This is a genomic window from Chryseobacterium sp. R2ACT005 (assembly GCF_049949215.1).
Lineage (GTDB): Bacteria > Bacteroidota > Bacteroidia > Flavobacteriales > Weeksellaceae > Chryseobacterium.
Map to the genome: position 1 here is coordinate 2,973,144 of NZ_CP188192.1, position 25,315 is coordinate 2,998,458.

The following is a 25,315-nucleotide window of genomic DNA, read 5'->3' on the forward strand; positions in this document are numbered from 1 at the left end:
GTTCTGCATATTAAATGTGGAAATGTTTATTTCGTATTGAAATAATTTCTTTAGATTGCGGCGTCACCACAAGTATAGACCTGTGGACAACCGATATACTGTACGCAATACCATGGTCCTGTTACTGATCCTGAGCAACTACATCCACAAAGAGATAAATCAGGGTTACCGCTTATTCCTCCTGTGATATTTTTTAGATCTTGCTTTCTTAATTTTTTAGCGTTTTTCATAATGTTCATGTGATTTAGTTTGATTAAACAATATAGTTTTAGTTACCTTCCAAAGTTAAACAAATATTAATTACACGCAACAAAAATCACTATAAAAATTAATAATTTATTGATTATAACGTTATTATTATATTAAAAATAAGAAATAACCTTTTTATTTTTTTAAACAGTTTAAATTATTCTGTAAATTCAAGATCGCGGTCGTGGGTTTCAGAAATAGTAAGTGAAGAATAAAATGCAAGTCCAAATACCACGACTCCCACTATCGCCGCGCTCTCCACAACCGGAAAATGACCTTTAAGAGAATCAAAAGCAAAAATCATAACCGGCACCAATCCTCTTACCATATTAGGCACCGTTGTTGTTGCTGTATTTCTGATATTAGTCCCGAACTGTTCTGCAGCCAGTGTCACAAACATGGCCCAATATCCTGTTCCGAAACCAAGCCATACACAAAACAGATAGTATTTTGTTTCTGTATTGGTATTACCGAATAACATCACTGCTACCCCAATCAGAGTAAAGATCAGCATATAGAAGATGGCCATTTTCCGGGATTTTAAAGCATGGGAAATAAATCCGCTCAATAGGTCACCCACAGAAATCCCTACATATGCCCACATAATTGCTTTTCCTGGGTTGATCTCTTTAATTCCTAATTCAGGGGCAAACTGATTGGCTAAAACAGCCAGAATCCCTATACAATACCATGTAGGCAATCCTACAGCAATACATTTTAAGTATCTTATCAATCTTTCTTTATTGGTAAAAAAGGACAGAAAATTTCCTTTTGAGACATTTTTATGTTCAATATTCTTATAAATTCCGGATTCGGACACACTTATTCTCAGTATCAATAACATAATTCCCATGATACCACCGATAATATAAGAGATATTCCAGCCACCGGCCAGTTCTACCGTAAGCTGAGCCACTACAGCTCCCATTAATCCAAAACCGGCAACAACCGAGGTCCCGATTGCTCTCAAACTCTTCGGCAGGCTTTCAGAAACCAGTGTAATTCCCGCTCCAAGCTCTCCGGCAAGCCCAATACCTGCAATAAACCTCAAACCGGCATATTGGTACAACAAATGTTCTTTTGGAAAATAAGGAAGAAAACCGCAGGCAATATTAGCTAAGGAATACACTAAAATAGATCCGAAGAGTACGGAAAGCCTTCCTTTTTTATCTCCGAAAATACCCCAGAAAACGCCTCCGATGAGAAGACCTACCATCTGACAGTTCAGAATAAAAGTTCCGTCAGCATCCGGATTAAGTCCCAGAGCTTTTAAACTTGGTATTCTAACGATTCCGAATAAAAGGAGATCATAAATATCTACAAAATAGCCTAAGGCAGAAATAATAACGGGAATTGAGAAAATGTACTTCAGTTTTGAAGACATGGACAGTTCTTGCATTTTTAAGTTTTGATAAAAATAAAAAACCTTTCAATTTCTTGAAAGGTTTTTATCAAATATCTTTTTCTGATTATTATCTGGCAATATTCACAGCTCTCGTTTCTCTGATTACTGTTACTTTTACCTGTCCAGGATAAGTCAGTTCATTCTGAATTTTCTCAGAGATATCGTAAGAAAGTTGAGAAGCTACTTCATCGTTCACTTTTCCGCTCTCTACCATTACTCTTAGTTCTCTACCCGCCTGGATTGCATAAGCACTGGAAACTCCGTCAAAGCTTAATGCTGCAGATTCAAGGTCTTTCAATCTCTGGATATAAGATTCCAGCACCTGTCTTCTTGCTCCCGGTCTTGCTCCTGAGATTGCATCTGCAACCTGAATGATTGGAGATAATAAAGACTTCATTTCAATTTCGTCGTGGTGAGCTCCAATAGCGTTTACTACTTCAGGGTTTTCACCATATTTCTCAGCCCACTGCATTCCTAACAAAGCGTGTGGTAATTCTGATTCCTGCTCAGGAACTTTACCGATATCGTGTAAAAGACCTGCTCTTTTTGCTAATTTTACGTTTAATCCTAACTCAGCAGCCATAGTTGCAGCGATGTTTGCTACTTCTCTTGAGTGCTGCAGTAAGTTTTGTCCGTAAGAAGAACGGTATTTCATTCTACCTACGATTTTGATCAATTCAGGGTGTAATCCGTGGATTCCTAAATCAATGATGGTTCTCTTACCTACTTCAATGATTTCCTCTTCGATCTGTTTTCTAGTTTTTTCAACTACTTCTTCGATTCTTGCCGGGTGAATTCTACCATCGGTTACCAATCTGTGAAGTGATAGTCTTGCAATTTCCCTTCTTACAGGGTCAAAGCATGAAAGAAGAATAGCTTCCGGGGTATCATCAACGATGATTTCAACTCCTGTTACGGCTTCTAAAGCACGGATATTTCTACCTTCTCTACCGATAATTCTACCTTTTACTTCATCGGATTCAATATTGAAAACGGATACTGAGTTTTCGATAGCCTGCTCTGTTCCGATTCTCTGAATCGTTTGGATAACGATTTTTCTCGCTTCGTTTTTGGCATTCATCTGAGCTTCTTCCATAATGCTCTGAACGTGTGCCTGTGCTCTTGTTTTTGCTTCCGCTCTCATGGTTTCTACCAATTCAGCTTTAGCTTCTTCAGCGGTATAATTAGAGATTTTTTCAAGTATTTCTACTTTCTTAGCGTTAGCTGTATCTAATTCCTGCTGTTTTCTTTCAAGGATTTCGGTCTTCTTTGCATAATCTGCAATTTGCTTATCCAGATCTTTTTCAAGCTTTCCTGTCTTGCTAAGTTCATCATTCAGCTTATGCTCCTTGTCTTTCGTTCTCTTTTCAACTTCCTGCATTTTCTTTTCACGGGACTGAATGTCTGCATCATGCTGAGATTTCAGTTCCAGGAATTTTTCTTTTGCCTGAAGGTTCTTTTCTTTCTTTATGGATTCAGCTTGTACATTAGCTTTTTCTATAAGGTTTTCGGCGTTTTTCTTAGCATCATCTATGATGAATTTTGCCTTAGTATTCAGAGAGCTTTTTGAGAAAAACATTCCCACTACAGCCCCGATTACTAAACAAACAACACCGACTATAACTTCTATCATAATTTATATTGAGTTTTAATTGTATTCATATCCTTGTTAAATAAAAAAAGCCTACAATAATCCAGAGATTGAGAGTAAACTCCTAATCAACACGATTTGAACTGATTTCCACTGTCTGTAATCCGGAAATCCGGCACGCCATTCGATGGACATTTGTTCGGTAATTGTTTAGCGTTGAGTTTACCTTTAATGTGTTAGAATTATTGTAGGCAGTAATTTTTCAGGAAAAAAAATCTATTTCCCGATTTCATTCAACGACTGATTAATCTGCATTAACCTTTCGTTGGTAGAATTAATATTTTTTTCGTAGTTCAGAGAAACTACTTCTGCATTGGTTCCCAGTTTCAGGGCACACATTGCCAAAGCATCCTGTTTATCTCTTACATCGAAGTTCTGTTCAAAATCTTTAATCATATTCTCGATCTGCTTCCCTACTTTTCGCAAAGTTTCCTCCTCTGCTGCCGGTACGTTCAGCGGATACACTCTTCCTGCAATGTTGACGGTTATTCTCCTTATCTCCATTATAATCCACTGTTTTGAAGCTGAGCAATACAGAAATCAATTTCTTTCACCAATCTGTTGATATGGTTTTTCATTAATCTATTGTGTTCAGGATTTCCTGATATTGCTGAATAAAGTTTTATATTTTTTTGTTCTTCTGCTAATACCTGATTCTTTCTTCTTTCCTCATCATACTTCTTCTTCAACTCTTCATGCTCAATATTTAATTCTTTTAAATTTTCCGTAAGATTTTTATAGTTCTTTTGCAGAGTCGAAATCTTTCTCTCTAATTCTGAAAAATTGTTTTCTAAATCTTGAAGCATTTCAGGTTTGTATATTCTAACTAAAAGCAAAAATAAAAAAATAATAACACTAACAAAAATAAAACGCTCTATATTTTGAAATACAAACAAAAAAGGAGGTGCTAATGCACCTCCTATGTATTTTCAATGGAATATTTTTATTCAAATTTCAGAACAAACATTACGGCTCTTGTCTGTAATGTTGAAATTGCAGAAGCCCAGTAAGGAGGTGTAGTAGCATTATCAGCCACTTTCTCGTTGTTCATGAAGAATGTTCCTCTTACAGCTGGAGTCAGTTTAAATTTGTTGAAATAAAACTGAATTCCCATTTCTGCAGACCATGCAAAGTTGTGGGTAGTTGATCTGTAGATCCCCTGCATGTTATCATCTGTGGAAGTTGAGTTAGACTGAAGGTTTACAACATAGTTCACCCCTGCGGCAACGTAAGGCCTTGAATTGTACCATCTTTGTCCGTGAAGCTCCAACATTACAGGAACATCAATTAACGTAGATTTAATTTCTCTTACTTTATCCTTTTCCTGTAAAGGGAACGGCATAAAAGGAGGATTGGTTAAAGAACCACCTGCATAAATGTCATTGGATTGAGTATTAAAAGTCAACTGTCTTTGAGCAAACTGTAAACCTGGTTCTATCCTTACATCAAGATAATCATTCAGTCTCCATTTTGCAATAAGCCCGGCACCGAAACTATAGCTTTCCTTGGATGTAACAAGGTTTTCATTATCATTCATCCCGTATTTCGGATGCAAAACAATGCGGTAATCCAGTCTGTTCCCGTTCAAATAAAAACCCCAACTGAATTTCTGCTCGTCGAAATCTTCCAACTTATCCATTCTGTTTCGGGTTCTGAATTGCGCGTTTGCAAAAACGGCAACATTTACTGAGGTTAAAACCAGTGCTTTTAATAGAAATTTATTCATAGGTTACTTTGTTGCTTTATAAATTGTGGCTATACCTAAACTTAATTTTTTATATTCTACTTTCTTAAATCCCGTATTTAAAAGAATTTGCTTCATCTTCTCCCCGAAAGGAAAAGCATTTACAGAATCCGGAAGGTATGTATACGCCCTATTATCCTTAGAAACCAATCTGCCAATGGCAGGCAATATATTTTTGAAATAAAACATATAAAATGGTCCCATGAAACCCTCAACCTTTGAAAACTCCAGTATATAAACACTTTTGTTATCTTTAACTACTCTTCTTAACTCTGCTAAACCTTTGGTAAGATTCTCAAAATTCCTTACTCCAAATGCAACGGAAACAGCATCAAATCTATTGTCCTCGAAAGGTAAATTTTCTGCATCCCCTTTTTGCATGGAAATTTTGCCGTCTAATTTAAGTTTTTTTATTTTAATAACGCCAACATTCAGCATTTGTTGTGATAAATCTAATCCAACTACTTTAGAACCGGTTCCTTTTTCAATGGTAATTGCCAGATCTCCCGTTCCTGTAGCCACATCCAGCACTTCCTGCGGATTATCATTTTTCATCCATTTTACCAGTTTATTTCTCCACAAAATATCAATTTTCATGGATAAAACACGGTTCAGAAGGTCATACTTCGGTGCAATATTGTCGAACATATCCTCTACCTGGCTTTTTTTTGTAGCCTCTGAATTGTAGGGAGTAACTTTGGTAATATCTTTTGTCAAAACTTAAAACTTGTAATATTCTTTATAATAATTTAGGTAATCCTGCTTTCTGAAGATTTTAGATCGGGATTCCACTTTCTGGATATTCTTGATCACTTTATCATAATCTTCATCTACATTGTAATAAAAATCTTCTGTGTAAAGCTTATTGAAGCGTCTGGCTCCTCCGTAATAATCCTTTCCATCAATGACCGTTTTATCAAGGTTTGCCAGCAACGAATCTTTTTTAAGATTGTATCCGTAATACTGGTCATTTACGTAGTAATCCTGGTGTGTAATATTAATCAGACCACGAAGCTTATTCACTTCAAATGCTGAATCGTAAAGCATTTTTTTGTTCTGATCAAAAACCTGAATAGAGTTTTTCCCTTTATTCAAATCCACATGCACATACTGCCCGGCAGAGATAACTCCTTCAGATCCGTTATTGATCTTAAAGTAATACGTATTCGGGGTAGGATTATCTACAACATAATAATTCTTCTTGGCTAAAAAAAGGAAGTAGATCCCAAAGGCAATGATAAACACCACAGCTGCAATAAGTAAGCCTTTTAAGGACGAGTTGTTTTTCATAGATTGTAAAGTACAATTTTTGCAAATTTAATAATATTTTTAATTCTCCGTTATTAATATTAATTATTAACTTTGCATCTTTAAAAAAACCATATAAACGAATGCCGAATACGATCATTATTGGCTCTGGATCTTATATTCCGAACAGAGTTATTGGTAGAGATTACTTCATGAATTCCGAGTTCTACACAGAAGACGGAGTAAAGATTGAAAAGCCTGTGGAAGAGACCATTGCGAAATTTGTAGAGATTACAGAAATCGAAAACAGGAGATTCATTGAAGATGATCTTTCCAACTCACAAATCGGTTATGAAGCTGCAAAAATTGCCCTTGAGGATGCAAAAGTGGATGGTGAAGAATTGGATTATATCATTTATGCAAGCAATTTCGGGGAAGTTACTGAAAACGGATATGCTGATTTTATGCCAACAATGGCAGCAAGAGTAAAGAATAAACTGGGCATTAAAAACAGAAAATGCGTAACGTATGATATGATTTTCGGATGTCCTGGATGGGTAGAAGCTATGATTTTGTCTGATAATTTAATTAAAGCTAAAGTTGCCAAAACAATTCTTGTCATCGGCGCTGAAACTTTAAGCAGAGTAACAGATCCATATGACAGAAACAGAATGATCTTTGCTGATGGTGCCGGAGCCGTAGTGGTAAAAGCAACTGATGAAGAGAATGTAGGAATTATTGCCCACAACACAATCTGTGACAACGGCCCGGAATTAAACTACCTTGAAAATCAACCTTCTATCAATAAAGAAGCAGATCAGAAGCGCCTTTATGTAAGAATGCTGGGAAGAAAGATTTACGAATACGCTCTTAAAAATGTACCGGATGCTATCAAAGATACCATTACAGATGCAGGTCTTTCTATTGAAGATATAGATAAAATCTTAATTCACCAGGCAAACGCTAAAATGGATTACGCTATGATTGAAAGACTTCACAGGTTGTATGACATCAAAGAATACGATCATGCGATCTCTCCTATGACGATTCAGGATCTTGGAAACACTTCTGTAGCAACAATTCCTACCATGTATGATTTAATAATTAAAGGAAAAATGGAAGGTCAATCGTTTAAAGAGAATGGGAACATTGTGATGACTTCGGTAGGTGCCGGAATGAACATCAATGCGCTCGTTTACAGATTTCCTTAAAATATTTAATAAACAAAAAAAATATAAAAGCACAGGGAAGTTATTCTTTGTGCTTTTTTTAATCAGAACATGCAAAAGAATTTTTTAATTATCGCTGGAATCTTCCTGTTTTTGGAAGTTTATATTTATCAGGCTATCAGAACACTCACTGATAATTCATGGATAAGAATCGGATATTGGGTACTCTCTTTAGCCGTATATGGAATTTTCGCTTACGAAGTTACCCACTTCCAAAGATCAGACAGAAGTACGGTAAGAGCTCAGATTATGATCTCTTTATTCTTAATTTTCATCCTTCCTAAAATTTTTGTAGTTCTGTTTTTATTAATTGATGATATTTTCAGAACCGGAGGCTACCTGATCGGTTTTACAAAACCTTCAGAAAATTTCTTCCCGGAAAGAAGGAAATTCCTGAGCATCGTAGGCCTGGGAATGGGAGGCGTTCTTTCTGCTCTTTTCATAGACGGAATTACTTTTGGTAAATACCGCCATACCGTAAGAAGAGTAAGGGTAAAATTCAATAATCTTCCGAAAAGTTTCAAAGGATATAAAATTATCCAGATTTCTGACGTTCACAGTGGAAGCTTCTCCGATCCCGGCAAATTACAGCACGCCATTGATCTTATTAATGAACAAAAACCTGACCTGGTATTATTCACCGGAGACATGGTGAATAACGTTGCGGATGAGTTCAAGCCTTTCATTCCTTTATTTTCAAAAATCCAGGCTAAAGACGGCAAGTTTGCCGTATTAGGAAATCACGACTATGGAGATTATGTATCCTGGGAGTCACCCACAGCTAAAAAAGAAAACCTTGACACTTTGATTAGTTATGAAAAGCAGGCAGGTTTTGATATGCTGAGAAATGAACACAGAGTCATCGAAAAAAATGGAGAAAAAATATACATTCTGGGCGTTGAAAACTGGGGATTAAAACCATTCCCTCAATTCGGAAAAATAGATGACGCTTTAAAAAACGTACCGGAATCAGCTACAAAGATATTAATGAGCCATGACCCTACCCACTTTGATTATGTGGTGAAAAAGCACCCTGCAAACATCCACCTGACCCTTTCAGGACATACGCATGGGATGCAGTTTGGACTGGATCTTAAAAATATAAAATGGTCACCTGTTCAGTACCGATACCCAAAATGGGCTGATTTATATGAAAGCGAAGGAAAGCTACTGTATGTAAACAGAGGATTCGGAGTACTGGGATATCCGGGAAGAGTGGGTGTATTGCCGGAGATTACACTTTTTGAGCTAAGCTAGTTAAAGTTCAAGGTTTAAGGTTTAAGGTTTAAAGTTAGAGGTTTAGAAATTTAATACCTCTGTTATCATGAGAAACAGTCTCCTTACTCCCTGCCACCTAATACCTATTACCTGCAGCCTATCATCTACTCCCTAAAAAATATAATCTTTCATACGGGAGGTAGCCATTTCCCTGTCATTGAGAAAAGTAAGGAGGGCATCTAGTTTGTCCTCCATTTTTTTACCCGAAAATAAGCTCCGGTAAAAAGGGATATCAAAACGGTATTTCTTGAAATCTGTAAACTGCCATGTGTTCAGGTAGATCAGTACAAATTCTTCATTCTGCAATGTTTCCAGGACCATATTCTGGTAATACTTCATCGGCAGAATCTGAAACACGAAATCATTATAGGGAAGCTGACTGTAAGGAGAGATACTTTCAGGAACAATACTTAGTCCGTCCTCTTCTGTAATTTCCGTATCTCTTTTGAGTCTTTTGAAAGGAAAAAGAATATTGGCATTGTCGATATTGGAAACATAATTAAATTCCATCAGCTTCAAAATTTCCTGTGAAACCTTTACATCTTTTTGACGAATTCCCCTGATCTGTTTTTCCAGCAGACCCTGAATATTCTTTTTAGCATTTTCAATTTCTTCAGGATTTGAGTCTTTATTATAAAAAGCAATTTCATGCCCTTTGGATGAAATTGCTTTTATTAAATTCTGAAGTTTTCCGATAAGAGAAACCTCTACGAAAAAACTTGATTTGATATCATGAATATCTAAAATTCTAAGAATTGCTCTGGTATTATTTTCTATAATTTTCAATCGCTCATCATCAGTTATTTGGGAGCCGTTTTTTACTTCAGCTTCAATACAGGTGATGTTAAAAGTCAATAATACCATTTAAATTAAAATTTATATAAATTACATAAAATACTATAAATCAGATATTAAAACAATTATTAATTAAAGTATTACTTTATATTATTAATTCTTGCTTAATTTTATCTTCAGATTCTTGATCATATCCTTAGTCATTTCAGAAATTCCGAAATCATAAGTAAGACCCCAGTCTTTTTTGGCGACTGAATCATCAATAGAAGCCGGCCATGAATCTGCAATTGCCTGTCTGAAATCCGGGTTATAATCAATAGCAAAATCTGGAATTTCTTTCTTGATTTCTGCTGCCAATTCTTTTGGAGTAAATGACATTCCACCTAAATTATAAGAAGAGCGAACAGATAAACTTTCTTTCGGAGCATCCATTAATTTCAAGGTTGCATTGATGGCATCGTCCATATACAACATCGGCATTCCTGTATCTTCGGAAATGAAACTTGTATACTTTCCATCTTCAATTGCTTTATAGAAAATCTCAACAGCATAGTCAGTAGTTCCACCCCCTGCCGGAGTTTTCCATGAGATCAATCCAGGATATCTGATACTTCTTACATCTACACCATATTTATCGAAATAGTATTCACACCACTTCTCCCCTGCCATTTTGGAGATCCCATAAACCGTTGTAGGATTCAACACTACATCTTGTCCCACATCATGTTTTGGAATTCCTTTTCCAAATACAGCGATAGAACTTGGCCAGAAGATCTTTTTCAGAAGCCCTTCTTTCGCCATTTCACAAAAATGAAGCAATGGCTCAAGATTCAGTTTCCAAGCGAAAACAGGCTGCTTTTCCGAAGTTCCGGATAAAAGCGAAGCCAGGTGATACACTGTAGTGATATCGTAATCTTTAATCACCTGTCTTACCAATTGTGTATTGGTAACATCCATTCTTTCATAGTGTCCGGCAGAAGTAATTCCTTCCTGCCATCTGTCCAATCCTGAAGCAACAACGTTCTCCGCTCCGTGGATTTCAACAAGTCTGTTCGTAAGTTCGGTACCAATTTGTCCCAAGGCACCTGTAATCAGTATTCTTTCCGTATAGGATTCCATTTTTCAGATTTTTTTAGAATTGTACAAAAGTAAAAAAAACATGCCAACCATAATAAAAAAGGTGTATTTAAAAAACACTCCCCCAATAATGAATACGGATATATTCAACTTAAACAGTTAAAATTCTCTTTTAAACAATAGAAAAAATCAAATGCAGTGATCACAGTCTATGATTAACTTAAAATTCAATAATTTTGTTTCAAAGAAAACAATCATATGAAGAAGATTTTAATTGCTTCGATTTTACTGGCCAGCCCATTTAGCTGGGCTCAGTTTACCAATTTCAATATCATCAAGGAAGCACAGGTAAAAAATAAAGGTGTTGTAGTATCTGCACATCCGTTAGCCAGTGAAGCTGGAGCCAAAATCTTAAAGATGGGCGGAAATGCCTATGATGCCGTTACAGCAACACAATATGCCCTTGCTGTAGTGTATCCTCAGGCCGGAAACATTGGTGGTGGCGGGTTTTTAGTAGGCGTAAAAAATAATGGGGAAAAATTCACATTGGACTACAGGGAAACTGCTCCGAAAAAGGCTTCCAGGGATATGTACATTGATAAAAAAGGGAAAGCAGATACAGATCTTTCCCAAAACGGAAGACTGGCAGTGGGTATTCCCGGAAGTGTAGCGGGTTTTTTTGCTACCCTGAAATACTGCAAACTGCCTATGGAAAAGATTATCCAGCCTGCCATTGATCTTGCGGAAAAAGGATTTGCTATTACCGACAAGGAAGCAGAAATGCTGAATAACCAAAGGGAAAAATTCCAGAAACATAATAAATCTTCTATCATTTTCGTAAAAGATGCTCCATGGAAAGCGGGAGATTTATTGATCCAGAAAGACCTGGCCGAAACCTTGAAATTGATTCAAAAATCGGGGGCAAAAGGCTTTTATGAGGGGAAAACAGCTGATCTTCTGGTTGCTGAAATGAAAAGAGGTAACGGAATCATCACATTGGAAGATCTTAAGAATTATAAGGTTGCAGAGAGAAAAGCTCTTGAATTTGAATACAAAGGAAGTAATGTGGTAACCATGCCTTTACCTTCAAGCGGCGGAGTTCTTCTGGCTCAAATGCTGAGAATGGCAAGTTTTGAAAACCTTGAAAAATACCAGCAAAACTCTACAAAAGCAGTTCAGATCATGACTGAGGCAGAGCGAAGAGCTTTTGCAGACAGAGCAGAATATATGGGAGATCCGGATTTTATTCAGGATAAAACTTCTTACCTGATCTCTGATGACTATCTGAAAGGAAGATGGAAAAGCTTCAGTTTTGATAAAGCAACTCCAAGTGCAGAGGTTGGCAAAATCATAGAACAGCCTAAAGAATCTATGCAGACTACTCATATTTCCGTATTGGATAAGGATGGAAATGCTGCTTCTGTAACCACAACTCTTAACGGTTATTATGGAAGTAAAGTATTGGTTTCAGGAGCAGGATTCTTTTTAAATAATGAAATGGATGATTTCTCTATCAAACCGGGTGTACCAAACATGTTCGGAGCAGTAGGCGGAGAAGCCAATTCGATCCAGCCTAACAAGAGAATGCTTTCTTCCATGACCCCAACTATACTCCTTAAGAATGGAAAACCTTATATGGTAGTGGGAACTCCCGGAGGAACAACGATCCCAACCTCGGTATATCAGTCTATTGTGAATGTTGTGGATTTTAAACTGAACGCAAATATGTCAGTGAATACACCAAAATTCCATCACCAGTGGCTTCCGGAAACTATTACGGTAGAAAATAATTTTCCTGAAAGCACAATTTCGGAGCTGAAAAGCAAAAATTATGTCATTGAAAAGATCAAATACATCGGAAAAACAGAAATGATTGTTCTTGATGAAAACGGAAGCATCCATGCAGTGGCAGACGGCCGCGGAGATGACTCTGTTGCAGTGGAATAAATATCATCTGTCAATATTATAATACAGCTCCGGCTTCATTCTAAAAGGCTTTGCCTTTTAGAATGAAGCCGGAGCTTTTTACTGATCAATCTACTGCTGCAGATCTTTTCAATGACTTTTGTCATGTTTTCAGATAAATTTTCTTAATTTTCGCCCTTAAAAAAACAAAACGACTGTTCTTTGAAAGCAAAAAAAATATACAATCAGCTTTATTTCCAGGTGATTATAGCGATAGTTGCCGGTATTCTTCTTGGAAAATTTTATCCCGAATTGGGAGAAAAAATGAAACCTCTTGGAGATGGATTCATCAAATTGGTGAAAATGATTATCGCCCCGGTAATTTTCATTACGCTTACTTTGGGAATCGCCCATATGACCGATTTGAAAAAAGTAGGCCGGATTGCCATAAAAGCAATGATCTATTTCTTTACATTTTCAACTCTTGCGCTTATCATCGGATTATTGGTAGGAAATATCTTACAGCCGGGCCATGGTTTAAACATTGATCCTGCTACTCTCTCAGGTGATGTTTCACAATACCAGGCAAAAGCTCATGAATCAACGCTTACAGGATTCATTATGAATATTATTCCGGAGACTTTATTCAGTCCTTTGGTGGGTGATAATATTCTTCAGGTTCTTTTGGTTGCTATTTTAATGGGAGTGGCTTTGGTTTTAACAAAAGAAAAAAGCCAGAAAGTAACCGATTTTTTACAGGATCTATCAACTCCGGTATTTAAAATCGTTCATATGCTTATGAAAATGGCACCCATCGGAGCATTCGGGGCTATGGCGTTTACTATCGGAAAGTACGGACTTCACTCGGTTATAAATCTTATTTTTTTGGTCGGCACATTTTACATCACTTCTGCTCTTTTTGTGGTGTTGGTGTTAGGAGCGATAGCATGGTATAACGGATTTAACATTTTCAAGTTTCTTTTTTACCTTAAAGAAGAACTTCTTCTTGTTTTGGGAACCAGCTCTTCAGAGTCTGCTCTTCCGGGAATCATGGAAAAACTTGAAAAAGCGGGCTGTTCGAGAGCTATTGTAGGTCTTGTAGTGCCTACAGGATATTCTTTCAATCTTGATGGAACCAATATTTATATGACACTTGCCTCTCTGTTTATCGCACAGGCATTAAACATCCATCTTCCTATTGAAAAACAGCTGATGCTTCTTCTGGTAGCCATGTTAAGCTCAAAAGGAGCAGCTGGCGTTACCGGAGCCGGATTTGTAACCCTGGCAGCAACCCTGGCTGTAGTTCCGGAAATTCCAATTGCCGGAATGACATTAATTCTTGGGATCGATAAATTTATGAGTGAATGCAGAGCGCTGACGAATGTAATCGGAAATTCTGTAGCTACCGTAGTGGTTGCCAACTGGGAAAAACAGCTTGATAAAAAACAGCTTCAATATTGTCTGGATCATCCGGCTGAAGTTGAGAAAAAGCTGGAAGTATAAACAGGTAGCAGATCATAGATATCAGGAGGTATTCTATGAAGCTTCAGTGGAAGTTTATTAAGGTCAATAGTGAATTTTGCTTTGCAAATGAATGGTGAATTTTTTATATGAAATCATAAATCAAGATTCATCAATAATCAACTAGTAACAAAAGAAAGTAGCAACAAACAACGGTCAACCTGAAACCTTAAATCAAAATACTTAAGCTTGCCGGCTGTACTTTAACATGAACTGGTGATTTGATTTTATTGAATTCACCGTCCAGATGCCAGTTTTTGGTATTGACTTTAAATGATATTTCAGAAACCGGGAGATAAGTGACATATTCATCATCTTTCAATCTTTTGGTGAACATTCTGAAAGCAAACAGCGCAGAATAGGTCAGAGGAAACTTCTTCACCAAAACCATATCCACCAAACCATCACTTTTGCTTGCTTTTGGAGCAATGTAAGCGTTGTTTCCAAACTGGCGGGTATTGGCAATATTCATCATCAGATATCTTCCGTTGTACTGCTGATATTCTTCGTCAAAAAACTTCACCTTGATGGGTTTATAGTTGAAGAAGGTTTTTAAGGAAACTTTGATATAATTTTTGAATCCGCGGGTTGTTTTTTCAAATTCCTTGACAACTTTACCGTCAAATCCTGTTCCTGAAACATTGATAGAAAGCCTGTCATTCACTGTAAAAGTATCAATCTTTCTGGAATTTTTGATTCTTATTTTTTCTAAAAGTTCATCCAGATTTTTACTGAACTGGGTTTCATTGGAAAATCCGTTTCCTGAACCAGCAGGAAAAATAGCCAGAATTTTTTCTGTATTAATCAGATTTTTGGCTACGGTAGAAATTGTACCATCCCCTCCTATTGCCACAAAAATGTCCACCTCTTCAAAATGAGCCTGAATAAACTCATCTGTTCCCGGAATAGATTCTGACACATAATACAACGGGTTGTTAACCTTTTTTTTAAGTTCGTTCAAAAACGGCTGATAGTTTTTTTTGGCCGAAAAAGGGTTGATAATAAAAGCTACTTTTTCCATTACCGCAAAATTAAAAAATGCTTCCTGATCTGGAAGCATTAATTTACTTAATTTTCATTCTTTCTTTAAATTCAGCATTTAATGTCCCTTTAAGGTCTTCCCATGAAACAGGAATGGTGATATCTCCTGCAGCAAAAGCGGCAATTTCGTAAGGGCTGTAATGGAAATACAGATTTTTATCATCAAAATAGAAGTTATCGGATGCTGGAATTTTCTCAACTAGCAGCATTTCCGAGTTTTTCACTTCTCCGTCACCATCCATTGTTCCACTGTTGATTTTGTCGATATTTTTCATCAGAATTGCTTCAATTTTATTCTTAGGCATTGAAGTAATATCTTTCAGTTCTAATTTTTTACTGTTTTTAAGATCAAAAACTCTTTCTGAAAAACCATAATTATCATGTGCCCCCCCTTCATATCCGCTTCCTACATACTGGATATGCATATAATTGTTTGCATTGGAAATCAGATTCATATGTGAGCTTGAATACCAATTCTGAGCATAGGTAACATCTGAAACCCAATCTTTATTATCATTTTTCATAGAACTGAAATAATCATTCTTTTCTTTATCAAGATAAGCCTGAAGGCCTGCTTTGGAAAAGTCTTTGATTTTTTCATTCTGGAAATAGATACTGTCTAATAGCTTTTTATCTTTCAATGATGGAAAAACCAACAGTTTTGAAGTGTAGCTCACTTTTAAAGAGTCTGTAATCTTTGTAGAATCATTCACTTTCACAGAGTCTACCACAAATCCTTCAGTGGTTTTATTTTCAGTTTTTTCTACTGGCCCTGCCTTTTCATTTTTTTTACAGGCAGTCACTGCTAAGAAAGAAGATAATGCTATAACAGCAATCGTATTTTTCATAATTCTAATTTTTGATATCAAATACAAAAACCATTCAAAAGATGAATGGTTTTTGAAAAAACTTTATTTTTTTTATAAATCTTGCTTAAGTTTTCTTAAATATTACTTTTTAACAAGGCTTATTACCTGATTTTCAAACTTAGATGCTACTCCCCAGATTTGTTTAAATGCAGGATAATATTCTTTCGGATAATCTGAACTGCTAACTTTCGTTGTGGTAGTCACTTCCAGCTTATTTCCTTTTTGTTCTACAGAATAGGTATAGGCTATTTCTTTATCTTCGGTAACGATCCTTTTTTCTTTAGGCATTTCCTCAATTACATAACCTTCAGGAATTTCAAGAGTGATTTTTTTCACTTTGGTGATAGGCGATCCAAAATCGATGGGATACTGTCTGGCTTCCGTTTGGTCAAACTCATTGGAACTTTTGTTTAAAAATAGCATCGGATTGATGATCATTTTCTTTCCTACTCTGTCAATAAGGTTCATTGAAGAGAATTTCATGCTGCTTTCAAAATCTCCATTTTCCAACACTTTTGAATTAATATCCGTAAAGTCCATAGAAAAGTTTTCTTTATACTGCTTTTTATATTTTTCTGCATTATCATCATAGCTGTCTTTCACATACATGGCATAGGCACCTGTATCTCTGTCTGAATAGGTTCCGGAAATACTTCCGTCATCATTAATCTTACCATTGACTGTAAGGAAAGTATTGCTTGATTTCACATTGGACATTTGAATCTGCAGAGCCTTTTCTTTAGTTACCAAAATCCCATATTGATTCCAGTTTTTAAGAGGAATTTCATCCAGAGAGGATTGCTTTGAGGTAGCATCATAAATATGCAGTTGCTTATCAATATTGATCGCAGCCAATACAAAATTCATATTGGAAATATTGGGAGACACCAGATTAATCAATCCGTTTTCCACGGTAGAAATTACCAGCGGATCAGCCTTAAGCCCGGCTTCGCGAAGCATCATTACCAGAAAAAGGTTGATTTCTGCTGCATTTCCAACTTTAGTTTCCAACAATTTTTTGATACCATCTTCTGTATAAATTCCTTTATCTTTATTCCAGGTAAAAGTTTTCTGAACATATGAAAAAATAGCATTTGCCTTTTCAAGATCGGTTTTCATTTCTGAAACTCCTGCCGGCATGTTTTCTTTTGCCAGTTTTGTTCTTTTCAGTTCTCCTCCAAAATCGTCACTTTCATAAAGTCTTTTCCCAATCTGATCCCATGATGATGAATAGAGTTTAAGCTCACCGAAATTAGTAGAGTTGAGCTCTGCACTGATTTTCGTTCTGAAGTTCCTGTCATTTCTTACAAATTTTTCAGTTTTAAAGCCTTTCAGGTTTTCATAAGCAAATCTAAAGGTTTTGTATTGGGCACCGTACAGATTCCTTTCCTCCATTTCCCTGTATTTAGGTGAAAGCCCTCCAGTATAGTTTACATTGTAAGACATATTGATAGGAGTATCAAAAACATATTCTGTATTCAGTGAAGGAGTATCAGATTCTATCAATACCTCTGGAATCATAAATCGGAACGGAGATACAATTTCATACTGATATTCTAAGACTGATCCATTTTTTACACTTGGAAAAGCAAATTTTGTCAGGGTAACATATTTATTCTCCTTACTTCTATATTGTGAACTTTTTTCCACTTTCACCGGAACTGTGTTTCCGTTTTCAAGATTGTATGTAAAAGCCTTGAACTTACCCAATGATTCTCTGTTGGTTCCAACATTATAAATAGGGATTTCAAGATTCAGCCAGTCTTCAGCCTTATCTTTATCATAAATCTTAACTCTATAATAATATCTTTTATGCAGATTTCCTGTGTTTGCATCCACCATAAAATAAGCAGATTTATACAAAATTTCAGCAGGAGCATTTTCATCCAATAAAGATTTAGCTTTAGACAAATCTGCATCGTTAAATTTCGGAGGATTCAGAAATTCGTATTTCTTCTGAGCATTAATCATTATTGCATTGGCAGAGCAAAGGACCAATACTATTAGTTTTTTCATGGTTATATTTTTGTTATTAAAATTTTTGAATTATCCATGTTCAGAATTTTTTTTCTGAAATTGATGTAGTCATTGTATTTTTCTTTTGGGTACAGACCTTTATTGATCTGCATTTTTCTTGTTACTTTTATCTGATTATCATTTTTTACAAAGCTTAGCTTATAGGAACCAAATTCAGAAGTGATGTTTGAATTATCCGGAGTTTCATCAATTTTATAGCCCATAGGAAGAATAAAAGCAATTTCATATTCATCTTCAAAGGACATATTGACTTCAAAAGGAAGTTCACGGTTCTCATCTGTCTTATAAACAACATCAGAAAAAATGGGTACAGATCTGAATAAAAGGCTGTTTCCTGCTTTTTTAGAAAAATTATTGGTCTTAAAATCAAGGTCATATGTAATAACAGCCTTGTCTCTGTCATTGGTAAAGTTTTTCATTTCCACTTTTTCAAAGTTTAAAATGTCAAAGTTTGCTTTTACCGCGTCATTTTTCTCTTTTGGATTGAGATTTACGAATCTTAAATTATAATCATATTGATTTCCCGTGTAGAAAAAATTACCTGCCCCAGTAATACTGTTATCCTCGTTAAGGTTAATTTTCAACACCTGTTTTTCCTTATTTTGTTCGGCTTTATACACAGGCGTATTGATCAATTCAATTCCTTTTGGGGTTACTGCCAGTACATTTCTATCCGTTGTACTGTAGCTCAAATGGTTAAAAGCCATCTGTTGTGAAGTGTTTTCAAGCCAGATATTTCCTTTTTCAGTCGGAACCATCAGGATAACGTGGTTACCACCCATAGAAGGAAATTCAGGATCAAAGGAAACCTGAGAACGGCCGGAAGTAATGATACAATAATTGGAAGGAATTCCTGCTTCATTCAGAAGAACTTTCATATAATTCGTAAGTCCCTTACAGTCTCCATAACCTTTTTTCTGAACCTCATCCGGCATCATAGGCTGCCAGCCCCCTATTCCTAAAGCCACAGCAATATATCTGCTTTTGTTCTGCATGTACTGATAAATTTTCTTCACCTTATCTTCCACAGATCCCTGGAGTTGTAAAGATGCCACTTCAGCCTTGATTGAAGGAGTAGAAGCTGAAACGGGTATCAGAAGATCATTATAAATCCAGGTTCCGAAATCTGTCCAGTTATTTAAAGTCCCCTGTTTTCCTGCCAAACTGAATTTTGCCAGTGCAAAGTTTACTGCAGGCAAGATTTTAACAGGCTGCGGTATCATAAAAGCATCGTCTATAGCAGGTACGTTTTTATATGAATAGGTTTTATCATTTGCACTGCCGCTTTCTATAACAGAAGCATAATTGTATTTTGATGGGTAGACCTTAAAGCGAAGTTCAATTCCTGAAGTATTAATGATTTTAAACTGTGCTTCTTCCAGTGATGTTTTGATAGAAGTAAATGGCACAAAATCAGGGATGAAAACTGTGTTTTCGTCATCAGTTTCATAAGAAAAGTCAACGGTATAAGGATACTGAGCCGGTGTATACGAATATACCAAGACTCTGTTATCAGAATAAAAGATCCCCTGAGGATTGTTTGCTATATCCTGAAAATCAGACTTTGAAACACTTTTAATCTTTTTTCCGGCTTCATCATAAATGGTTACTTTTATATTTGAAATACGTCTTTGCTTATCATAAGGAATATAGGCTGTAGCCTGATCATTACCGTCTTTGTTTAAAACCGTAGTAACTGTATTATGCTGATATTTTATCTGATCAACTTTATTGATCTGAGCCGTTGTAAAATCTTTTCGTATAACAGCATTAGCATTTTTCTTTAAATTCTCAGGAATAGCAGAAGCAGGATAGCTTTGTGCAAAATATAATGAGGCAACAGAGAACGCCCCAAGAACTAATATTTTCATCATAGTTATTAAAATTAAGCAAAAATAAGAAAATCTTAATAACTGTTAAAAAAAATATAAAAGGCTTCAACATTGTGAAGCCTTAACCTAATACTTAAAAAGTACTTTTTTAAATGTACTTATAAGGATATGAACACATTATCAACTTTTCATTATTATATTCTGAAAAGTTAAAACAGAATATTTATACTTATTCTAGATATTTATTCTGTGCCATGAAGTGGTAAACTCCATATTGTCTGCGTTTCAAATTTAAAATAAATTATGATTCATATAATTCAAAATCTGTAGAATTAATAATAAACAGAAGTACAATTAATTCTACAATAAAAAAAGACCTCATTTCTGAAGTCTTTACGTTTTTACATTTTCTTTTTAATCATTTGGAACCAGTTTACTATCATACTGATCACCTCCAAGTCCCAGTACAGGAATAAAGATAAATCCAAAAAGGAGAATCAGAATAGTGTACAGAGGAGTTTCTTTGGCAAAACCTTTAGCAAGTCTGTCATATACAACCCAAAATGCATAGATATTTACCAACGGAATAAAGAAAAGAATGATCCACCATATTGGTTTTTTCACTATTTCCAGCAATACTATTGAATTATAAATCGGGATAAAAGCGGCCCAGGCATCTTGTCTTCCTGCCTTCTGAAAGATTTTGTACATGCAATATCCATAGAATATATAGCATAATAGACCGAAGAACATTGTTCCGAGTCCTAATCCTGCAGCGGCTGCACCAGACACTGCATCTGCCCCATTATAAGGGTCTGTTTGTAAAAGAGTTAACATATTATTGTTTTTTTGGTTTGTCCAAATATAAAAAAAGCTTCTAAATAATTAGAAGCTTTTTTTATTATATTTTTAAAAACGTTTATGCATCAATTTTTGCATATTTCGCATTTTTCTCGATAAACTCTCTTCTCGGCGGAACCTCATCTCCCATTAACATTGAGAAAACACTGTCTGCTTCCACTGCATTATCAATAGTTACCTGTTTCAGAATTCTGTGTTCAGGATTCAGGGTTGTTTCCCAAAGCTGTTCAGGGTTCATTTCCCCAAGACCTTTGTAACGTTGTACTTCTACCCCTTTTCCGTCTGGAGACATTTCTAAAGTAAACTCTTCACGTTCTTTTTCATTGTATGCATACACTTTTTTATTACCTCTCTTTAACAGGTATAAAGGCGGTTGAGCAATATAAATATATCCGTTCTCAATAAGTTCCTTCATATATCTGAAGAAGAAAGTAAGAATCAGAGTAGAGATGTGAGAACCATCGATATCAGCATCGGTCATAATCACAACTTTATGATATCTAAGCTTCGCCATATTCAAAGCTTTGCTATCTTCTTCAGTACCTACAGATACTCCAAGAGCGGTATAGATATTTCTGATTTCCTCGTTGTCATATACTTTATGAAGCATAGATTTCTCTACGTTCAAAATTTTACCTCTTAAAGGAAGAATAGCCTGGAAGTGTCTGTCTCTTCCCTGTTTAGCTGTTCCACCTGCGGAATCTCCCTCTACAAGGAAAAGTTCAGATTCAGCCGGGTCTTTGGATGAACAGTCAGAAAGTTTTCCGGGAAGACCAGAACCTCCCATCGGAGATTTTCTCTGAACCATTTCACGGGCTTTTTTCGCAGCTTGTCTTGCTTTGGCAGCTAAAACAACTTTTTGAACGATTATCTTCGCTTCATTAGGATTTTCTTCCAGGAAGTTTGTAAGCATTTCCCCTACAATCTTATCAACAGCACCAGAAACTTCAGAGTTTCCTAATTTTGTTTTGGTCTGCCCTTCAAACTGAGGTTCCATTACTTTTACAGAAATTACAGCTGTTAATCCTTCACGGAAGTCATCACCCGTAATTTCTACTTTTTCTTTTGCAGGAAGTCCCAATTCATCTGCGTATTTCTTTAAAGTTCTTGTTAAAGCTCTTCTGAAACCTGCAAGGTGAGTACCTCCTTCGTGGGTATTAATATTATTAACATAAGAGTGAAGATTTTCGTTGAATGACGTATTATAACGCATCGCCACCTCAACAGGAATATCATCTCTTTCACCTTCCATGAAAATCACGTGTTCCATAATAGATTCACGGCTACCATCGATATAAGCAACAAATTCTTTCAACCCTCCCTGAGAATGAAAAATTTCTGAACGGAAAGAACCATCTTCCAGTTTTTCTCTTTCATCAGTAAGCGTAATTGTAATTCCTTTATTAAGGTAAGAAAGTTCTCTTAAACGGCTTGCTAATGTATCATAGTTGTAAATCAGTTCCGTAAAAATGGTATCATCCGGCTGGAAAAACTGCTTTGTTCCTCTTTTATCACTATGTCCGATCTCCTCAACCTGAGTCTGTGCTTTTCCTTTAGAATAGATTTGTTGATAAACATTCCCGTCTCTGTAAACAGTAGTAACCATTTCATTGGAAAGTGCATTCACACATGATACCCCAACTCCGTGAAGACCTCCTGAAACTTTGTAAGAGTCTTTATCAAACTTACCTCCGGCTCCAATTTTTGTCATTACAACTTCAAGGGCTGATTTCTGCTCTTTTTCGTGGAAATCAACCGGGATACCTCTACCGTTATCACTTACTTCAATTCCGTTTCCTTCCTTGATGCTAACGAAGATTGTATCGCAGTATCCTGCCAATGCCTCGTCAATAGAGTTATCTACTACTTCATAAACCAAATGGTGAAGACCTCTTGTTCCTACATCACCAATGTACATTGAAGGACGCATACGAACGTGCTCCATTCCTTCCAATGCCTGAATACTACTAGCTGTATATTGTTTTTGACTCATATTAAATATTAAAAATCTTGCTCTATGCAAAGACTTACAAATATCGTGATTTTTTTCGAGGTATGAAAGTTAAAAAGTGTCAAAAAAATGTAGAGTTTTCTTATTGAAAACATAAGGAACAGCAATTCATAAAAGAATCAAAATTAATTGGTATTCCTGAAATATCAACTGTTGTAAATCATACTCAACATCAATAATTTATGCGTAAATTTATTTACTGAAAAGTTGATATTATGGATGATTTTATTGCTGCCCGTGCCCAGATGGCACTTTCTTTGGGCTTTCATATCATATTCTCCTGTGTGGGTATGGTGATGCCTTTTCTCATGGCTTTTGCCCATTGGAAATACCTAAAAACCAATAATGAAGTTTATAAAGGTCTTACAAAGGCATGGAGCAAAGGAGTAGCCATCCTTTTTGCTACCGGAGCTGTTTCAGGAACAATGCTTTCTTTTGAGCTGGGTCTTTTATGGCCTGGTTTTATGAAACATGCCGGCCCTATTTTCGGAATGCCTTTTTCACTTGAGGGAACCGCCTTTTTTATTGAGGCTATTGCCATCGGGTTCTTTTTATATGGCTGGGAAAAATTCAACAAATGGTTTCATTGGTTCTGCGGATTTCTTGTAGGAGTAAGCGGACTTGCTTCCGGAATTCTGGTAGTGGCAGCCAACTCATGGATGAATTCTCCAACAGGTTTTGATTATATTAATGGACAGTATCTTAATATAGATCCTATCAAAGCGATGTTCAACGATGCCTGGTTTCCGCAGGCTCTTCACATGACTGTTGCTGCATTTTGTGCCACAGGGTTTGCCGTAGCCGGAGTTCATGCCTTTATGATCATGCGAAAAAGAAATATTGAATTTCATACCAAAGCATTTAGAATTGCAGTAGGTTTCGCCCTTATCGGAGCATTCGGAGCACCTTTAAGCGGTGATGTTGCGGCAAAATCAGTAGCGGAAAGGCAACCGATAAAACTGGCTGCTATGGAAGCTCATTTTGAAACTGAAAAAGGAGCTTCATTTATCATCGGGGGAATTCCTGATGAAGAAAAAGAAGAAGTAAAATACGCTGTGAAAATTCCGAAGGTTTTAAGTTTCCTGGTGAGTAATGATTTCAATGCTGAAGTAAAGGGTCTTAAAGATTTTCCGAGAGATGAATGGCCTCCGATTGCAGTTGTTCATTATGCTTTTCAGATCATGATCTTTTTCGGAGTGGTCATGATTGGTATTGGAGTTATTTATTTATATTCTTTTTTCTTCAGAAAAGAATGGCTGAGTAAAAACTGGCTGTTAAAGACCTTCTTAATAGCAACGCCTTTTGGATATATTGCGCTGGAAGCGGGATGGACAGTAACAGAAGTAGGAAGACAGCCATGGATCATTTATGGGGTCATGAAAACAATAGATGCAGTAACCCCAATGCCTGGAATACAGTATTCATTCTATTTCTTTACGGCAATTTTCATATCATTATCAATGATTCTTATCTTTCTTTTGAGAAGACAGATTCAAATGGTACCGAAACTTTACGATCCTACCGACCCTCAGTTTAACGATAAAAACAAAAAATCATGATCTACGTTGTTATAGGTTTTCTCTGGCTTTCCATCTGTCTTTATATTATTCTGGGAGGGGCAGATTTCGGAGCTGGTATTGTAGAACTTTTCACCAATAAAAAAGCCAGACACAAGACCCATGAAATCATGTATGAGTCTATTGCTCCTGTATGGGAAGCCAATCATATGTGGCTGATCATCGCGATTGTAATTCTTTTTGTAGGATTCCCCGAAATCTATACCACGATGTCTACCTATCTTCATATTCCTTTGGTATTGATGCTTGTAGGTATTATTGCAAGAGGAACAGCATTTACCTTCAGACATTATGATGCCGTGAAAGATAACTGGCAGGTTTTATATACCCAGATTTTCTACTATGCGAGTCTTTTAACGCCTTTCTTTTTAGGCTTAATTGCCGCTGCAACGGTTTCCCACTCTATCAATCCTGATGCGGTAACTTTTGTGGATTTATATATTTTCAGCTGGCTGAACTGGTTTGGAGTTTCTGTAGGCCTGTTCACTGTTGCATTGTGTGCCTATCTTGCTTCTATCTTTTCATTAAGAGAAACCCGTGATAAAGTGGACCTTTTACTGATGATAAGAAAGTCCAAGCAGACCATGATCTTTGTGGTGGTTACGGGAATATTGGTATTTGTGACCGCGTATATTTCAGATATTCCCCTTTTAATGTGGGTATTTTCCAAGCCTTTGGGAATTATGGCGATCGCTTTTGCTACCATTGCCTTATTGCTTATTTTAAGAGCGCTGAACCGACAAAAACTGCTTCCGGTACGTGCTTTGGCAGGATTTCAAATGGTCATGATTTTAGTAGCTGCAACGTATCAGCATAATCCGAATATTATTTTATTAGGAAACGGACAGCATCTTTCATTATTGGAACATATGGCTCCCGAAAAAACCATTGCCGCGCTGGGATGGGCTTTGATGCTCGGCTCTTTATTTATTCTTCCGTTTTTATTTTATCTGATGGCTTCTTTCAGTAAGCTGAGAAAATAGTT

The 25,315-nt window shown here is 36.3% G+C and carries 21 protein-coding genes; 6 read left to right on the forward strand and 15 right to left on the reverse strand.

The window, feature by feature from the left end; genetic code table 11:
- Positions 1-406: 406 nt before the first annotated feature.
- From ACPF63_RS13620 to ACPF63_RS13650, 7 genes are all read right to left on the reverse strand, one after another.
- Positions 407-1,648, reverse strand: a complete 1,242-nt coding sequence (locus tag ACPF63_RS13620; protein WP_426480275.1) for an MFS transporter — start codon at positions 1,646-1,648, stop codon at positions 407-409.
- A gap of 73 nt (positions 1,649-1,721) precedes the next feature.
- Positions 1,722-3,287: a ribonuclease Y gene (gene rny / locus ACPF63_RS13625; RefSeq protein WP_426480276.1), complete on the reverse strand. Its 1,566-nt coding sequence runs from the start codon at positions 3,285-3,287 to the stop codon at positions 1,722-1,724.
- 234 nt (positions 3,288-3,521) lie between these two features.
- Complete coding sequence (locus tag ACPF63_RS13630) at positions 3,522-3,809, reverse strand: cell division protein ZapA (protein WP_105701518.1); 288 nt, start codon at positions 3,807-3,809, stop codon at positions 3,522-3,524.
- A complete protein-coding gene (locus ACPF63_RS13635; RefSeq protein ID WP_228408711.1) occupies positions 3,809-4,201 on the reverse strand; it encodes a hypothetical protein in 393 nt (130 codons plus the stop codon). The genes ACPF63_RS13630 and ACPF63_RS13635 overlap by 1 nt, the downstream gene beginning before the upstream one ends.
- 47 nt (positions 4,202-4,248) lie before the next feature.
- The gene (locus ACPF63_RS13640; protein WP_047383392.1) at positions 4,249-5,031 is read right to left on the reverse strand and encodes a porin family protein; all 783 of its coding nucleotides are present in this window, start codon (positions 5,029-5,031) and stop codon (positions 4,249-4,251) included.
- Between the two features lie 3 nt (positions 5,032-5,034).
- Positions 5,035-5,697, reverse strand: a complete 663-nt coding sequence (gene ubiE, locus ACPF63_RS13645; protein WP_426483221.1) for a bifunctional demethylmenaquinone methyltransferase/2-methoxy-6-polyprenyl-1,4-benzoquinol methylase UbiE — start codon at positions 5,695-5,697, stop codon at positions 5,035-5,037.
- Positions 5,698-5,769: 72 nt separating this feature from the next.
- Positions 5,770-6,339 carry a hypothetical protein gene (locus ACPF63_RS13650; protein WP_077415092.1) on the reverse strand — a complete coding sequence of 190 codons (570 nt, stop codon included), beginning with the start codon at positions 6,337-6,339 and terminating at the stop codon, positions 5,770-5,772.
- 101 nt (positions 6,340-6,440) lie between these two features.
- Here ACPF63_RS13650 and ACPF63_RS13655 point away from each other — a divergent pair, with 101 nt between their 5' ends.
- Together ACPF63_RS13655 and ACPF63_RS13660 are read left to right on the forward strand one after the other, a co-directional pair.
- Complete coding sequence (locus tag ACPF63_RS13655) at positions 6,441-7,508, forward strand: 3-oxoacyl-ACP synthase III family protein (protein WP_219072438.1); 1,068 nt, start codon at positions 6,441-6,443, stop codon at positions 7,506-7,508.
- 69 nt (positions 7,509-7,577) lie between these two features.
- Entirely contained in the window at positions 7,578-8,783 is a 1,206-nt protein-coding gene (locus ACPF63_RS13660) for a metallophosphoesterase (RefSeq protein WP_426480277.1), read from the forward strand.
- Positions 8,784-8,915: 132 nt separating this feature from the next.
- Here the strand turns inward: ACPF63_RS13660 and ACPF63_RS13665 are convergent, their stop codons facing one another.
- Positions 8,916-9,668 (reverse strand): polysaccharide deacetylase, encoded by a 753-nt coding sequence (locus ACPF63_RS13665; protein ID WP_426480278.1) that lies wholly within the window; start codon positions 9,666-9,668, stop codon positions 8,916-8,918.
- An 84-nt stretch (positions 9,669-9,752) separates the two neighbouring features.
- On the reverse strand, positions 9,753-10,718 hold the full coding sequence (locus tag ACPF63_RS13670) for an NAD-dependent epimerase/dehydratase family protein (protein ID WP_219072437.1): 966 nt from the start codon (positions 10,716-10,718) through the stop codon (positions 9,753-9,755).
- Positions 10,719-10,934: 216 nt separating this feature from the next.
- Between ACPF63_RS13670 and ggt the strand changes: the two genes are divergently transcribed.
- Together ggt and ACPF63_RS13680 are read left to right on the forward strand one after the other, a co-directional pair.
- Entirely contained in the window at positions 10,935-12,623 is a 1,689-nt protein-coding gene (gene ggt / locus ACPF63_RS13675) for a gamma-glutamyltransferase (protein ID WP_426480279.1), read from the forward strand.
- 180 nt (positions 12,624-12,803) lie between these two features.
- The gene (locus ACPF63_RS13680; RefSeq protein WP_426480280.1) at positions 12,804-14,084 is read left to right on the forward strand and encodes a dicarboxylate/amino acid:cation symporter; all 1,281 of its coding nucleotides are present in this window, start codon (positions 12,804-12,806) and stop codon (positions 14,082-14,084) included.
- Positions 14,085-14,271: 187 nt separating this feature from the next.
- Here the strand turns inward: ACPF63_RS13680 and ACPF63_RS13685 are convergent, their stop codons facing one another.
- The 6 genes from ACPF63_RS13685 to gyrB all read right to left on the reverse strand — a co-directional run bounded on the left by ACPF63_RS13685 (position 14,272) and on the right by gyrB (position 22,735).
- A complete protein-coding gene (locus tag ACPF63_RS13685) occupies positions 14,272-15,162 on the reverse strand; it encodes a diacylglycerol/lipid kinase family protein (protein WP_426480281.1) in 891 nt (296 codons plus the stop codon).
- Between the two features lie 4 nt (positions 15,163-15,166).
- Complete coding sequence (locus tag ACPF63_RS13690; protein ID WP_077415106.1) at positions 15,167-15,991, reverse strand: RsiV family protein; 825 nt, start codon at positions 15,989-15,991, stop codon at positions 15,167-15,169.
- A 102-nt stretch (positions 15,992-16,093) separates the two neighbouring features.
- Positions 16,094-18,028, reverse strand: a complete 1,935-nt coding sequence (locus ACPF63_RS13695; RefSeq protein ID WP_426480282.1) for a transglutaminase domain-containing protein — start codon at positions 18,026-18,028, stop codon at positions 16,094-16,096.
- Positions 18,029-18,030: 2 nt separating this feature from the next.
- Positions 18,031-19,923, reverse strand: coding sequence for a DUF3857 domain-containing protein (locus tag ACPF63_RS13700; protein ID WP_426480283.1), 1,893 nt, complete (start codon positions 19,921-19,923; stop codon positions 18,031-18,033).
- Positions 19,924-20,295: 372 nt separating this feature from the next.
- Positions 20,296-20,718, reverse strand: coding sequence for a DUF5684 domain-containing protein (locus ACPF63_RS13705; RefSeq protein WP_426480284.1), 423 nt, complete (start codon positions 20,716-20,718; stop codon positions 20,296-20,298).
- A gap of 82 nt (positions 20,719-20,800) precedes the next feature.
- A complete protein-coding gene (gene gyrB, locus ACPF63_RS13710) occupies positions 20,801-22,735 on the reverse strand; it encodes a DNA topoisomerase (ATP-hydrolyzing) subunit B (protein WP_077415114.1) in 1,935 nt (644 codons plus the stop codon).
- 233 nt (positions 22,736-22,968) lie between these two features.
- On the opposite strand from gyrB, the gene ACPF63_RS13715 reads away from it, so the two are divergent.
- Entirely contained in the window at positions 22,969-24,312 is a 1,344-nt protein-coding gene (locus tag ACPF63_RS13715) for a cytochrome ubiquinol oxidase subunit I (protein ID WP_077415116.1), read from the forward strand.
- Entirely contained in the window at positions 24,309-25,313 is a 1,005-nt protein-coding gene (locus tag ACPF63_RS13720; RefSeq protein ID WP_426480285.1) for a cytochrome d ubiquinol oxidase subunit II, read from the forward strand. The genes ACPF63_RS13715 and ACPF63_RS13720 overlap by 4 nt, the downstream gene beginning before the upstream one ends.
- Positions 25,314-25,315 lie beyond the last annotated feature (2 nt).